The organism is Microbacterium sp. CFBP 8801, from assembly GCF_014839455.1.
Taxonomy (GTDB): Bacteria; Actinomycetota; Actinomycetes; order Actinomycetales; family Microbacteriaceae; genus Microbacterium.
In genome coordinates, this window is record NZ_JACYNU010000004.1 from 242,195 (window position 1) to 254,957 (window position 12,763).

Annotated in this window: 12 protein-coding genes; 10 read left to right on the forward strand and 2 right to left on the reverse strand. The window is 69.5% G+C overall.

Features of this window, described 5'->3' with window-relative positions:
• Window positions 1-41 precede the first annotated feature (41 nt).
• Window positions 42-1,634 (forward strand): methionine--tRNA ligase, encoded by a 1,593-nt coding sequence (gene metG / locus IFR11_RS07305; RefSeq protein WP_191915715.1) that lies wholly within the window; start codon window positions 42-44, stop codon window positions 1,632-1,634.
• Between the two features lie 74 nt (window positions 1,635-1,708).
• Window positions 1,709-2,593 (forward strand): TatD family hydrolase, encoded by an 885-nt coding sequence (locus IFR11_RS07310; protein WP_055839907.1) that lies wholly within the window; start codon window positions 1,709-1,711, stop codon window positions 2,591-2,593.
• Window positions 2,594-2,735: 142 nt separating this feature from the next.
• On the opposite strand, the gene IFR11_RS07315 is transcribed toward IFR11_RS07310, so the two are convergent.
• Window positions 2,736-4,196 (reverse strand): sugar porter family MFS transporter, encoded by a 1,461-nt coding sequence (locus IFR11_RS07315; RefSeq protein ID WP_055839905.1) that lies wholly within the window; start codon window positions 4,194-4,196, stop codon window positions 2,736-2,738.
• 57 nt (window positions 4,197-4,253) lie between these two features.
• Here IFR11_RS07315 and rsmA point away from each other — a divergent pair, with 57 nt between their 5' ends.
• Both rsmA and IFR11_RS07325 read left to right on the forward strand, forming a co-directional pair.
• On the forward strand, window positions 4,254-5,093 hold the full coding sequence (gene rsmA / locus IFR11_RS07320; protein WP_191915716.1) for a 16S rRNA (adenine(1518)-N(6)/adenine(1519)-N(6))-dimethyltransferase RsmA: 840 nt from the start codon (window positions 4,254-4,256) through the stop codon (window positions 5,091-5,093).
• Window positions 5,094-5,332: 239 nt separating this feature from the next.
• The gene (locus IFR11_RS07325; RefSeq protein ID WP_055937824.1) at window positions 5,333-6,268 is read left to right on the forward strand and encodes a phosphodiesterase; all 936 of its coding nucleotides are present in this window, start codon (window positions 5,333-5,335) and stop codon (window positions 6,266-6,268) included.
• On the opposite strand, the gene IFR11_RS07330 is transcribed toward IFR11_RS07325, so the two are convergent.
• A complete protein-coding gene (locus IFR11_RS07330; protein ID WP_191915717.1) occupies window positions 6,219-7,799 on the reverse strand; it encodes a stealth conserved region 3 domain-containing protein in 1,581 nt (526 codons plus the stop codon). The genes IFR11_RS07325 and IFR11_RS07330 overlap by 50 nt on opposite strands.
• A gap of 239 nt (window positions 7,800-8,038) precedes the next feature.
• On the opposite strand from IFR11_RS07330, the gene IFR11_RS07335 reads away from it, so the two are divergent.
• The 6 genes from IFR11_RS07335 to IFR11_RS07360 all read left to right on the forward strand — a co-directional run bounded on the left by IFR11_RS07335 (window position 8,039) and on the right by IFR11_RS07360 (window position 12,694).
• Entirely contained in the window at window positions 8,039-8,971 is a 933-nt protein-coding gene (locus IFR11_RS07335) for a 4-(cytidine 5'-diphospho)-2-C-methyl-D-erythritol kinase (RefSeq protein WP_055839693.1), read from the forward strand.
• Between the two features lie 134 nt (window positions 8,972-9,105).
• On the forward strand, window positions 9,106-9,408 hold the full coding sequence (locus IFR11_RS07340) for a DUF427 domain-containing protein (protein WP_055839691.1): 303 nt from the start codon (window positions 9,106-9,108) through the stop codon (window positions 9,406-9,408).
• Between the two features lie 13 nt (window positions 9,409-9,421).
• Window positions 9,422-10,246, forward strand: coding sequence for an ABC transporter ATP-binding protein (locus IFR11_RS07345; protein ID WP_191915718.1), 825 nt, complete (start codon window positions 9,422-9,424; stop codon window positions 10,244-10,246).
• The gene (locus tag IFR11_RS07350; RefSeq protein WP_055839683.1) at window positions 10,243-10,986 is read left to right on the forward strand and encodes an ABC transporter permease; all 744 of its coding nucleotides are present in this window, start codon (window positions 10,243-10,245) and stop codon (window positions 10,984-10,986) included. Before IFR11_RS07345 ends, IFR11_RS07350 begins: the two co-directional genes overlap by 4 nt.
• Window positions 10,983-11,765 (forward strand): ABC transporter permease, encoded by a 783-nt coding sequence (locus tag IFR11_RS07355; RefSeq protein ID WP_055839680.1) that lies wholly within the window; start codon window positions 10,983-10,985, stop codon window positions 11,763-11,765. Before IFR11_RS07350 ends, IFR11_RS07355 begins: the two co-directional genes overlap by 4 nt.
• On the forward strand, window positions 11,762-12,694 hold the full coding sequence (locus IFR11_RS07360) for an ABC transporter substrate-binding protein (protein ID WP_055839677.1): 933 nt from the start codon (window positions 11,762-11,764) through the stop codon (window positions 12,692-12,694). Before IFR11_RS07355 ends, IFR11_RS07360 begins: the two co-directional genes overlap by 4 nt.
• Window positions 12,695-12,763: the final 69 nt, after the last annotated feature.

A 12,763-nucleotide genomic window follows, 5' to 3' on the forward strand; every position in this document is an offset into this window, starting at 1 on the left:
ACGCGGTCGGGCGCGTCGGCGCGCCCCCGTAGAATCCTCAGGTGACTTCCGGCCGATCCTTCTACATCACGACGCCGATCTACTACCCCAGCGATCTGCCCCACATCGGGCACGGGTACACGACCGTCGCCGTCGACACGCTCGCGCGCTGGCACCGCCAGGCGGGCGACGACACCTGGATGCTCACGGGCACCGACGAGCACGGCCAGAAGATGCTGCGCGCGGCCGCCGCCAACGGCGTGACCCCGCAGGAGTGGGTCGACAAGCTCGTCACCGAGTCGTGGTTCCCGCTGCTCGAGACCCTCGACGTCGCCAACGACGACTTCATCCGCACGACGCAGCCCCGTCACGAGGAGCGCGTGCAGCAGTTCGTGCAGGCACTCTTCGACCGCGGCTACATCTACGCGGGCGAGTACGAGGCCCTGTACTGCGTGGGTTGCGAGGAGTTCAAGCCCGAGGCCGAGATCGTCGACGGGACCGGGCCGTTCGAGGGGCTCAAGGTCTGCGCGATCCACTCCAAGCCGCTCGAGCTGTTGCAGGAGAAGAACTACTTCTTCAAGCTCAGCGAGTTCCAGGACCGCCTGCTCGAGCTGTACAAGACCGAGCCCGACTTCGTGCGCCCCGAGTCGGCGCGCAACGAGGTCGTGTCGTTCGTGCGCAGCGGTCTGAAAGACCTGTCGATCTCGCGCTCGGCCTTCGACTGGGGCATCACGGTTCCATGGGACCCCTCGCACGTCATCTACGTGTGGGTCGATGCGCTGCTCAACTACGCCACCGCCGTCGGCTACGGCACAGACCCGGTCACCGGAGAGGTCGCCGAGGAGTTCGCCCGCCGCTGGCCCGCCTTCCACGTCGTCGGCAAAGACATCCTGCGCTTCCACGCCGTCATCTGGCCGGCGATGCTCATGGCCGCTGGCCTCGACGTGCCCCGCGGCGTCTTCGCGCACGGCTGGCTGCTCGTCGGCGGCGAGAAGATGTCGAAATCCAAGCTCACCGGCATCGCGCCCACCGAGATCACCGACGTCTTCGGCTCCGACGCGTACCGCTTCTACTTCCTCTCCGCGATCGCTTTCGGCCAGGACGGCTCGTTCTCGTGGGAAGACCTGTCGGCCCGCTACCAGGCCGAACTCGCCAACGGCTTCGGCAACCTGGCATCCCGCACCACCGCGATGATCGAGAAGTACTTCGCAGGGATCGTGCCCCCGGCCGGCGAGTACGCCGAGGGCGATCTCGCCATCCAGCGGATCGTGGCGGATGCCGCGGCCTCCGCCGACGCGGCCGTGGAGCGGTTCCGCATCGACGAGGCGATCCAGGCGATCTGGACAATCGTCGACGCGCTCAACGGCTACATCACCGAGAACGAGCCGTGGGCGCTGGCGAAGGACGAGGCGAAGCGCGAGCGCCTCGGCACCGTGCTGTACACCGCCGCCGAGGGACTGCGCGCCCTCGCGGTGCTGTTGTCGCCCGTCATGCCCGTCGCGACCGACAAGCTGTGGACCGCCCTCGGTGCCGCCGAGAGCCTGGGCGGCGTGCGCGATCAGCCCCTCCGCGAAGCGGGAGCCTGGGGCGTGCTGCAGGCCGGGACGTCGGTCGCCGGCCTGTCGCCGCTGTTCCCGCGCGTCGAGCAGGCGTGACGCCCGTGACCCCTGAGCCGGTCGAAGGGTCCGCCCCCGCCGGCTCCACGCCCGTCGAGCGCCCTCGCGGAACCATCGACGGCGTCGATCCCAGCCAGTACGTGCGTGAGCGCTCGGTCGACGGGCGCCGCGACGTGAGCTACCCGCCCGCGCCCGAGCCGCTCGGCGTGCCCGTCTACGACAACCACACGCACCTCGAGATCGAAGACGGCGACACCGGACTGTCGCTCGACGAGCAGCTGGAGCGGGCCTTGGCGGTGGGTGTCCACGGCGTCGTGCAGGCCGGCGGCGACATCGACTCGTCGCGGTGGTCGGCGTGGGCGGCGCGCACGCACCCGCGTGTGCTCGCGGCCGTGGCCGTGCACCCCAACGAGGCCCCCGTGTACGAGCGGGCGGGGGAGTTGGATGCCGCGATCGCGGTCATCGACGAGCTCGCCGCCGAGCCGCGCGTGCGGGCGATCGGCGAGACGGGCCTGGACTTCTTCCGCACCGAGGCCGACGGCATCCCGGCGCAGATGCGGTCGTTCGAGGCGCACATCGCTCTGGCGAAGAAGCACGGCATCGCCATGCAGATCCACGACCGCGACGCCCACGAGGCCGTACTCGAGACGCTGGAGCGCGTCGGCGCTCCCGACAAGACGGTGTTCCACTGCTTCTCGGGCGACGCCGACATGGCGCGCATCGCGGCCGACCGCGGGTACTACCTGTCGTTCGCGGGCAACGTCACGTTCAAGAACGCGCAGAACCTGCGCGACGCGCTGGCCGTCACGCCGCGCGAGCGCATCCTCGTCGAGACCGACGCCCCGTTCCTCACCCCGGCGCCCTACCGCGGCCGCCCGAACGCGCCGTACCTCATCCCCGTGACGCTGCGGTTCCTGGCGGCCGAGTTGCGGATCGATGCCGACGAGCTCGCCGCGCAGGTCGCCGCGAACACGCTCGAGGTCTACGGGGAGTTCTAGGCCGGCGCAGGGTTCAGCGCTTCTCGTCGTCGAGTCGCGCCTCTTCGGCGCGCTCGAGACGGTCTTTCTCCTTCTGCGCCGCTTCGCGCTCTTCGCGGATCTCTTCGTGGGACTTCGAGTTGTTCGTCATGGAGGGATCCTGTCAGCTCTTCTGCTTCTTCGGCTTGCGTACGAACAACGTTTCGGTCTGCTCGAGTTCCATGCCCTTGGTCTCGGGGATCTTCCACAGCACGAAGACGAACGACAGCGCCGCGAAGAACGCGTAGGCGCCGTACGTGATCGTGAGCGACCAGTCGGCGAGCTGCGGGAAGGTCCACGACACGAGGAAGTTGGCCAGCCACTGCGCGCCGGCGGCGACGCCGAGGGCCTTGCCGCGGATGCGGCTGGGGAAGATCTCGCCGAGCAGCACCCACACGAGCGGTCCCCATGACGCGCCGAACCCGACGACGAAGAGGTTGGCGGCGACGAGCGCGACCGGACCCCAGGCACCCGGGAGCGAGACGTCCTGCCCCGAGCCCGTGGCGAACGAGAACGCCAGGGCCATCGTGCCGAGCGAGAGCGCCATCAGCGCCGAGCCCACCAGCAGCAGGGGCTTGCGGCCGACGCGGTCGACGAGCCAGATGGCGATCAGGGTCACGAGCACGTTCGTCACCGAGGTGATCACGCCGATGAGCAGCGAGTTGCTCTCGTCGAAGCCGACCGCCCGCCACAGGCTCGTGGAGTAGTAGAAGATCACGTTGATGCCGACGAACTGCTGGAACACCGACAGGATGATGCCGATCCAGACGATCGGCTGCAGTCCGAGGGCCTTGCCCGCGAGCGACGCGCTCTTGTTGCGGCGGTCGGCCTCGAGGCCGTTGGTGAGCTCGGTGAGGGTCTTCTCGAGGTCGGCCGGGGGAACGAGGCGGGCGAAGACGGCCCGCGCCTCGTCGGTGCGTCCGCGCGCGAGCAGGAAGCGCGGCGACTCGGGCATCGTGAAGGCCAGCAGACCGTAGACCGCTGCCGGCACCACACCGATGAGGAACATCCAACGCCAGGCTTCGAGCCCCCACCAGAGCTGGTTGTCGGCGGTGCCACCGGCGATGCCGACAAGGACGGCGTTGCTGAGCAGGGCGGCGAAGATGCCGAGCGTGATCGCCAGCTGCTGCAACGACGCCAGGCTGCCGCGGATCTGACGCGGGGCCACCTCGGCGATGTAGGCCGGAGCCACCACCGAGGCGATCCCGATGCCGAGCCCGCCGATCACGCGCCAGATGGTGAGGTCGAGCACGCTGAACGTCAGCGCCGACCCGATGGACGACGCGAAGAACAGCACGGCGCCGATCATCATGACCTTCAGACGACCGAAGCGGTCGGAGAGGGCGCCGGCGGCGATCGCGCCCACCGCGCAGCCGATCAACGCGATCGCGACGACGAAGCCGGTGAGGGTCGGAGCCTTCGTGTACTCGGTCTCGATGGACTGCACGGCGCCGTTGATGACGGAGGAGTCGAATCCGAAGAGGAAGCCGCCGACGGCCGCCGCGATCGAGAGCACCACGGCTCGTCGACCGAAGGGGCTGCGCAGGGTGAAAGCATTCGCGGGGATCGACTGGGTCTGACTCACCCGCACACGCTACTCCTGTCGCCCGGAGCGCGCAGCGAGGCTGACTACAGTGGAACAATGCCCGTTTCCCTGCTCGGTGCCGCCGAGATCCGCCGGCTCGCCGCCGACCTCGACGTCACCCCCACCAAGAAGCTCGGGCAGAACTTCGTCGTCGACGCCAACACCGTGCGCAAGATCGTCCACGTCGCCGGGGTCTCGGCATCCGACCGTGTCGTCGAGATCGGTCCCGGGCTCGGTTCGCTCACCCTCGCGATCCTCGAGACCGGTGCCTCGGTCGTGGCCGTCGAGATCGACCACCGCCTCGCCGAGCGTCTTCCCTCCACCGCCGCAGCGCACGATGTGCCCGCCGACCGGTTGACCGTCATCGACGCCGACGCGCTACGCGTGCAGTCGCTGCCGGGGGAGCCCGAGGTCCTCGTGGCGAACCTGCCCTACAACGTCTCGGTGCCGGTGCTGCTGCACTTCCTCGAGACGTTCCCGTACCTGCGCAGCGGCGTCGTCATGGTGCAGGCCGAGGTGGGGGAGCGGCTCGCCGCCCCGCCCGGGTCGAAGGTGTACGGAGCGCCGAGCGTCAAGGCGGCCTGGTACGGACGGTGGCGGCTCGCCGGCACCGTGTCGCGCCAGGTGTTCTGGCCGGTGCCGAACGTCGACAGCGTGCTGGTCGCCTTCGAACGCGACGCCGACGTACGCGGCTCCGAGGAGCACCGGCGCCGCACGTTCCAGATCGTGGATGCCGCTTTCCAGCAGCGCCGCAAGATGTTGCGCCAGGCGTTGTCCACCGTGCTGGGGGGAACCGCGGCCGAGGCATCGGCCCAGCTCGAGAGAGCCGGCGTCGACCCCACGCTGCGCGGCGAGCAGCTGACGGTCGAGGATTACGCCCGCATCGCCGCCCTCTGACGCGCGGCGGTTCCGCGTCGGGCGGCGGCGCTCGGCGCGGGGCACGGTCGGCCGGGTGGACGCCGATCCGCCCGAGGGGGCGCGGTCGTGCCGCGCTTCTCGCACCGAAATCGAGGGGCATCTGGGCGAATTCGCACCGTGTTCATCACGCGTTCGCGAAACATGCCGGTAACATTTCGAGCCAACCGGGAGCATCACGCCGGTGACGAGGTCGTACCCGACGGCCCGAGAGGAACGAGATGCGTTACGCCGAGTATCCCCGCGCTGAGCGAGTGCTCCTGCACCTGAGCGACACCCACCTGCGTGCGGGAGGAAGCCGGCTCTACGACAGGGTCGACGCCGAGGCGTATCTCGCCCGAGCCGTCGCGTCGATCGAGGCTTCCGGCATCCGCCCGCAGGCGCTCGTCTTCACGGGCGACCTCGCCGACTTCGGTGAGGCCGACGCGTACGACCGCGTCCGCGCGCTCGTCGACCCCCTCGCCGAGCGCCTCGACGCCCGCGTCGTCTGGGTGATGGGCAACCACGACGATCGCGCCACCTTCCGCTCGCACCTGCTGCCCGACGACGGCGCCGACCCTGCAGCCCCCGTCGACCGCGTCGACGAGTTCGACGGACTGCGCATCGTCACGCTGGACACCTCGGTTCCCGGCGCGCACCACGGCGAGGTCAGCACCGCACAGCTGGCCTGGCTCGCCGACGTCTTGGCGACCCCGGCCCCGCTGGGCACCGTGCTGGCGATGCACCACCCGCCCGTGCCGAGCGTTCTCGACCTCGCCGCCTCGGTCGAACTCCGCGATCAGCGGAGCCTCGCCGACGTGCTGCGCGGCACCGACGTGCGGGCGATCCTCGCCGGTCACCTGCACTACTCCACGTTCGCCACCTTCGCCGGCATCCCGGTGTCGGTCGCCTCGGCCACCTGCTACACGCAGGACCTCATGGTGCCCGCCGGGGGAACCCGGCCGCAGGACGCGGCGCAGGGCTTCAACACCGTGCACATCTACGACGAGACGATCGTGCACTCGGTCGTGCCGCTGGCGGCCACCGAGGCCCTGCAGTACGTCGACGCCGCCGAGTCTCAGCGACGCCTACGCGACGCCGGGATCCTGGTGCCGAGCGCGCGCGAGCTCAGCGGACGGGTGTCGCCGCCGACGACGCCGCTGCCGATTCTGCGCTGACCGACGGCTTCTCCCACGGAGCGGCGACCGGGAAGTACCGCTCGAGGCAGGCGCGCAGGGCGGGAACGCGCACCTCTTCGGGGATCTCGGGCACGCTGCCGTCGTTGAGGCAGAACATGTCGGTGTCGCGCCGCGAGACCAGGCGTTCCATCGTGCGCAGCGAATCGAGCTGCGTGGTCTGCACGTACCGTGTCCGCGGCTGCGTGGTGATGACCGCGCGACCCGTCGCCAGCGCGTAGTGGTGGTACAGGCTGTTGGTCACCGAGATGTCGGTCGCCGAACGGAACCGGCTGGCGGCGGTGCGCGCGTAGTCCTCGGCGAACTCCTGCTCCAGCTCGAAGGCCACCGAGCGGCGCAGCGGCGTCGCGCAGTGCTCGAGGTCGAGCGTGATGACGCGGTTGAAGTGCTCCTTGAGCAGCGCGCGGTTCACCCGCAGGGCGTTGTCGTGTCCGGAGCGGTCGACGTGCGACGGGCCGCTGCCGATGCGGACTCCGCTCTCGACGAACCGGCTCACGCCCCCGCCGCTGAAGAACAGCTCGGGAGTGACCGGACGACCGAAGAACATGTCGTCGTTGCTGTAGAGGAAGTGCTCGGCGAGCCCGGGAATGCGGTGCAGCTGGGCTTCGACGGCGTGGGAGTTGTGCGTCGGAAGCACCGACGGATCGGCGAAGAACTCCTCGCTGCGCACGATGGTGACCTTGGGGTGGTCGGCGAGCCACTCGGGAGTGGGGGAGTCGGTCGCGATGAAGATGCGACGCACCCACGGGGCGTACATGTGCACGCTCCGCAGCGCATACCGAAGCTCGTCGACCTGGCGGTAGCGGGCGGCGTTGTCGTCGCCGTCGCCCACGACGTAGCCCTGCATGCGCGCGGCACGCTGACGCTGGAACTCGCTCGAGGAGCCGTCGACCCACGAGAAGACCATGTCGACGTCGGCGGTGAACTCGTTGGGGTGCGGATCGAACATGCCCGACACCGTCGTCCACGTGCGGCCGTACCGCTCGACCTCGACCAGGTCGAGATCGGCCGCGGCGAAGCGACGTCGGGTCAGGGCGCTGGGGCGGGGCGCTTCGATGGTCGTCTTGCCGAAACGCCACAGCTCCAAGCGGGGAGCCAGTGCCGCGCCGTAGCGGTACGAGCCCTCCGAAGAGGTGCGGGGGCGGAAGACGGCGTACGCCTGGACGGTCCCGGGTGCGGGCACGACGCTGTGCGCCGGGACGGGGTCTTCGCCGCGTGCCTTCAGATACACCGGACCGAGGTCGGGATCGCACAGGGCGGCGATCGCGGCGATCGCGTCGGCGGTGTCGACGACGAGCTTGGGGCGACGGTTGGCATCGCGAACGAGCATCACGCGCACGCCCGCGGCCTCGATGGCAGCGGCCGCGGTGAGCAGGTCTTCGCGTTCCGCGAGGGCGGGCGGGGCGGTGTCGTCGATCACGTGCAGGATGCCGTCGTGCATCCGGATATCGGACCGGGACAGCAGGGCGCGCCAGGGATCGGCGTCGATCGACAGGGGGACCATCGGGCGCATGCTGCCTCCTCGGAAGGGGTGGACGGGATTCGGACACCGTATGGTTCCGGCGTTTCGGTCGCGTTTCGGCGGCGGCGCCGATCGACACGGGGGGCGCGCTACTGTCGAAGAGTGACTCGAATCGCGCGTTCCGGCCCGGACCTTCCCGTGACCTCGCGTGAGCGACGGCGGGAAGCGGGCCGACGTTCCAGTTTCGCACACGGCGACGCGGCCGGGCGCACGGTTCTGCGAGCGGGGCGATGACCCCCGCGTCGTCCGAATCCGTCCGCGTGCGCGCGCCCGGGAAGATCAACGTCTTCCTCGAGGTCGGCGACGTTCAGGACGACGGATATCACGAGCTCGCGACGGCTTTCCAAGCCGTGTCGCTGTACGAGGAGATCGTCGCGACACCGGCCGACGACATCACGCTCGAGGTCGCCGCGCGCGGACCGGTCGACGTCGACGGCGTGCCCACCGACGGACGCAACCTGGCGGTGCGGGCGGCGCGCCTGCTCGCCCAGACGGCGGGGATCGATCGGGGCGTGCACCTCGCGGTGCGAAAGGCCGTCCCCGTCGCGGGAGGAATGGGCGGCGGGTCGGCAGACGCCGCGGCGGCACTGGTGGCGTGCGATGCGCTCTGGGGGCTCGGGATGCCGTCGAGCGAACTCGCGCGACTGGGCGCCCGCCTCGGGGCCGACGTCCCCTTCGCCCTGCTGGGTGGCACGGCGGTGGGAACGGGGCGTGGCGACGAACTGAGTCCCGCTCTCGCGCGCGGTCGTTTCGACTGGGTGCTCGTGCCCAACGAGGTCGGAATGTCGACGCCCGTCGTCTACGGCGAGCTCGACGCGCACCGCGAGCGCAACGCCGTCGACATCGGGCCCGCACCCCGCGATCCCGCGGTCGACCCCGACGTGCTGCACGCCCTGCGCCAGGGCGACGCCCGCATGCTCGCCGCCACCCTGCGCAACGACCTCCAGGCGCCCGCTCTGCACCTGCGTCCAGACCTGGCGCGCGTGCTGCAACGGGGCGAGAGCTCCGGGGCCCTCGCGGGGATCGTGTCGGGGTCGGGCCCCACGCTGGCCTTCCTCGCCGCCGACGAAGCCTCCGCCCTGGATCTTCAGATCACCCTGAGCGCGGCCGGCCTCGTCGCCCTCCACGTGCACGGTCCGGTCGCCGGAGCCCGCGTCGCCTGACCGGCGGGCACCATACCCGAGCGTGTCACACAGGGCAATCTGGCCTTGGCGTGATTTCCGCCTGGGTAGCCTCGACCGAGGTGGATCGCCACCGCAGGGTGCCGTACCCGCGGGGTACCACGAAGGGGGACCCCATGAAGGCAGTACTCGACGGCGTCGTCATCGCCGAGGCCGACCGTGACGACCTGGCGTCCATCGAAGGCAACTGGTACTTCCCGCCGGCCGCGGTCCGCGAGGGCGCGCTCCAGCAGAGCCCCACGGCGTACACCTGCCCGTGGAAGGGTGCGGCCCAGTACTGGACCATCTCGCTCGACGGGGCCGAGCTCACCGACGGAGCGTGGTCGTACCCCGACCTTCGCCCCGGCGCCGTCGACCGCGTCGGCAAGGATTTCGCCGGCTACGTCGCATTCGACCGTAAGGTCGTGGTCTCCGACTGAGTCGGGCACGCAGATGATCGAATTCTCGACCGTTTCCAAGGTCTTCCCCGACGGCACGCGTGCCGTCGACGAGTTCAGTCTGGTGATCCCCTCGCGCAAGACGACGGTGTTCGTCGGATCGTCGGGGTGCGGCAAGACGACGCTGCTGCGCATGATCAACTGCATGGTCGAGCCCTCGTCGGGCGAGATCGCGATCGACGGCGACGACATCGGCGGCAAGCCCGCGGTGCAGTTGCGCCGCAGCATCGGCTACGTCATGCAGAACTCCGGTCTGCTGCCGCACTTCACGGTCGCCGACAACATCGCCACGGTGCCGGTCCTGCAGGGGCAGAGCCGCAAGGCAGCCCGTGCGCGCGCGCTCGAGCTGATGAAGACCGTCGGGCTCGACACCGCGATGGCCGACCGCTACCCCAGCCAGCTCTCGGGTGGGCAGCAGCAGCGTGTGGGCGTCGCCCGCGGGCTCGCCGCCGACCCCAACATCCTGCTCATGGACGAGCCGTTCGGTGCCGTCGACCCGATCGTCCGCGACGAACTGCAGCAGGAGCTGCTGCGCCTGCAGAGCGAGATCGGCAAGACCATCGTCTTCGTCACCCACGACATCGACGAAGCCTTCCTGCTCGGCGACCAGGTCGTCATCCTCGAGAAGGGTGCGAAGATCGCGCAGGTCGGAAGCCCGAGCGAGATCGTCGAGAATCCGGCATCCGACTTCGTCGCGAGCTTCATCGGCGCGGTCAAGGGCAAGCGGGCGCTCCACCTCAAGCAGACGGAGAACGGCACCGTCGTGGTGGATGCCTCGGGACGCACGCAGGGTGCGCTCAGAGACGAGCCGTTGTCGTGACGTGGCTCTGGGGCAACTTCCCCCTGGTCGTCGATCTGACCCTCAACCACATCCGGTTGAGCATCATCCCGATCGTGCTCGGGTTCCTCATCGCGATCCCGCTCGGACGGGTGACCCTCACGGGCCGCTTCGCCCGCGGCACGGTGATCACGGCCATGAGCCTGCTGTACACGATCCCGTCGCTGCCGCTGTTCGTCATCCTGCCCGCGATCCTCGGAACGCGCGTTCTGAGCGATACCAACCTCATCGTGGCGCTGACCATCTACGCCGTCGCGATCATGGTGCGTGCCACCTCCGACGCGTTCTTCTCGGTCTCGGCCGAGACGAAGCAGGCGGCGACCGCGATGGGCTTCTCGGCCTGGCGGCGGTTCTGGCAGGTGGAGTTTCCCCTGGCGGGCCCGGTCATGCTGGCGGGACTGCGCGTCGTCTCGGTCTCGACGATCGCTTTGGTCTCGGTGGGCGTGCTCATCGGCTCCGAGAACCTCGGCTACCTGTTCACCAACGGCAAGCAGCGCAACAACCTCGAGGAGGTCGGCGTCGGTATCGTCGCCACCCTGCTCATCGCGTTGCTGTTCGATCTCATCCTCGTCGCCGCAGGCAGGATACTCATGCCCTGGGCGAGGGTGGACCGTGCCGCCCAGCGGCGTGGCAAGCGCGCCGTCGTGGCCGCCCCCCTTGCTGCCGGGGGCACCGAGCCCACCGCAGCGGCCGACGAAGTGTCTCCGAGGGGCCGCGCATGAATCTCTTCCTCGACGCGATCGCGTGGATCTTCGCGCCGCAGAATTGGCAGCCCGGCGGAGTGTCGCCCCTGCCCATCCAAGACCGACTCCTCGAGCACCTGCTGTACACGGTGGTCGCGGTGGTCATCGCCGCGGCGATCGCCCTTCCGCTCGGGTTCTACATCGGGCACACCGGTCGCGGCCGACAGTTCGTCATCGGCTTCACGGGCGCCATGCGCGCGCTGCCGACCCTGGGCGTGCTGTTCTTCCTCACGATGGTGCTGGGCGCCCTGGTGAAGGGGAACTCCGGCATCTTCTGGGGAACGACCGTCGCCCTCGTGCTCCTGGCGATCCCCTCGATCCTCGCGGGTGCCTACGCCGGTCTCGAGTCGGTGTCGCGACCGGCCATCGACGCGGCGCGCTCGATCGGCATGACCGAGATGCAGATCCTCACGCGCGTCGAGATTCCGCTGGCCCTGCCGCTGATCATCGGCGGGCTCCGTGCGGGCACGCTGCAGGTGATCGCCACCGCGGTCATCGCGTCGTACGCCGGTCTCGGTGGGCTCGGCCGCATCATCAGCAGCGGCATCGGCCTCAACGATTACGACCGCATCCTGGGCGGAGCCATCCTGGTGACGGCCTTCGCGCTCGTGGTGGACGCGCTGTTCGCGATCGTGCAACGACTCACCCGCGGCCCCGGAGCAGTCTCCGGGGGTCGCGGCAACAGATTCCGTCGACGGGCGTCCCGTCCCGAGACGGTGGTGGAAACACCAACCCAAGAGAGGAATGTCACAGCATGAGCATTTTCAGTAAAGGCCGGGTCGCCTTCGGCGTCATCGCGGTCGGGGCCGTCGTGGCCCTGGCAGGGTGTTCGCAGGCGGATCCCACCGCTCCCGAAACCGGTAATGCCGGAGGAGACTCCAGCACCATCGTCGTCGGCTCGTTCGCGTTCCCCGAGAGCGAGATCCTCGGCGAGATCTACGCGCAGGCCCTGAAGGCCAAGGGCTTCGACGTGCAGACGAAGTTCAACATCGGACCGCGCCAGCAGACGATCCCCGCCCTGCAGGACGGTTCGATCAACCTGATCCCCGAGTACAACGGCAACCTGCTGGCGTACTACGACACCGCTTTCACGCAGCGCACGACCGAAGACGTCGACGCCGCGCTGACGGATGCCGTGTCCAAGGACGACCTGACCGTCTACGCCTCCGCCGCCGCGGAGGACAAGGACGCCTACGTCGTCACCCAGTCGTACGCGCAGGCGAACGGTCTCACCTCGATCGGCGACCTCGCCAAGGTCCAGCCCTTCAGCCTGGGCGCCAACCCGCAGTTCGCGGAGCTGGGCTACGGCCTCCCGGGCCTCGCGTCGGTGTACGGCGTCAGCAACGTGACCTTCGTGCCCTACGAGGACTTCGGTGGCCCCGACACCGTCCGCGCCCTCGTCGACAACACGGTGCAGGTCGCCGACATCTACACGACGTCGCCGGCGCTGAAGGCCGAGAACCTGCTCGTGCTCGAGGACCCCGAGAACCTCATCGCCGCGCAGAACGTGCTTCCCCTGCTCAGCACGTCGATCGACACGCCGGAGCTGAAGGACGCGCTCGACGCCATCTCGGCCAAGCTCACGACCGACGATCTCATCGATCTGCGCGACCGCGTCGAGGGCAGCGAGCAGGCGTCGGCCAGCACCGCCGCCGCGGACTGGCTCTCGCAGGCCGGTCTCAGCTAAGGCCGCTCACCCCGAACATCGGAGGCCGTCCCCACTCGGGGGCGGCCTCCGTCGTTCCTCGCGCAGAGC

Excerpts from the sequence above, each read along its gene's own strand:
- IFR11_RS07360 (WP_055839677.1), top strand. The coding sequence starts at position 11,762 with ATGAGCATTTTCAGTAAAGGCCGGGTCGCCTTCGGCGTCATCGCGGTC.
- IFR11_RS07335 (WP_055839693.1), top strand. The coding sequence starts at position 8,039 with ATGACCCCCGCGTCGTCCGAATCCGTCCGCGTGCGCGCGCCCGGGAAG.
- IFR11_RS07325 (WP_055937824.1), top strand. The coding sequence starts at position 5,333 with ATGCGTTACGCCGAGTATCCCCGCGCTGAGCGAGTGCTCCTGCACCTG.
- IFR11_RS07355 (WP_055839680.1), top strand. The coding sequence starts at position 10,983 with ATGAATCTCTTCCTCGACGCGATCGCGTGGATCTTCGCGCCGCAGAAT.
- IFR11_RS07345 (WP_191915718.1), top strand. The coding sequence starts at position 9,422 with ATGATCGAATTCTCGACCGTTTCCAAGGTCTTCCCCGACGGCACGCGT.
- IFR11_RS07330 (WP_191915717.1), bottom strand. The coding sequence starts at position 7,799 with ATGCGCCCGATGGTCCCCCTGTCGATCGACGCCGATCCCTGGCGCGCC.
- rsmA (WP_191915716.1), top strand. The coding sequence starts at position 4,254 with ATGCCCGTTTCCCTGCTCGGTGCCGCCGAGATCCGCCGGCTCGCCGCC.
- IFR11_RS07340 (WP_055839691.1), top strand. The coding sequence starts at position 9,106 with ATGAAGGCAGTACTCGACGGCGTCGTCATCGCCGAGGCCGACCGTGAC.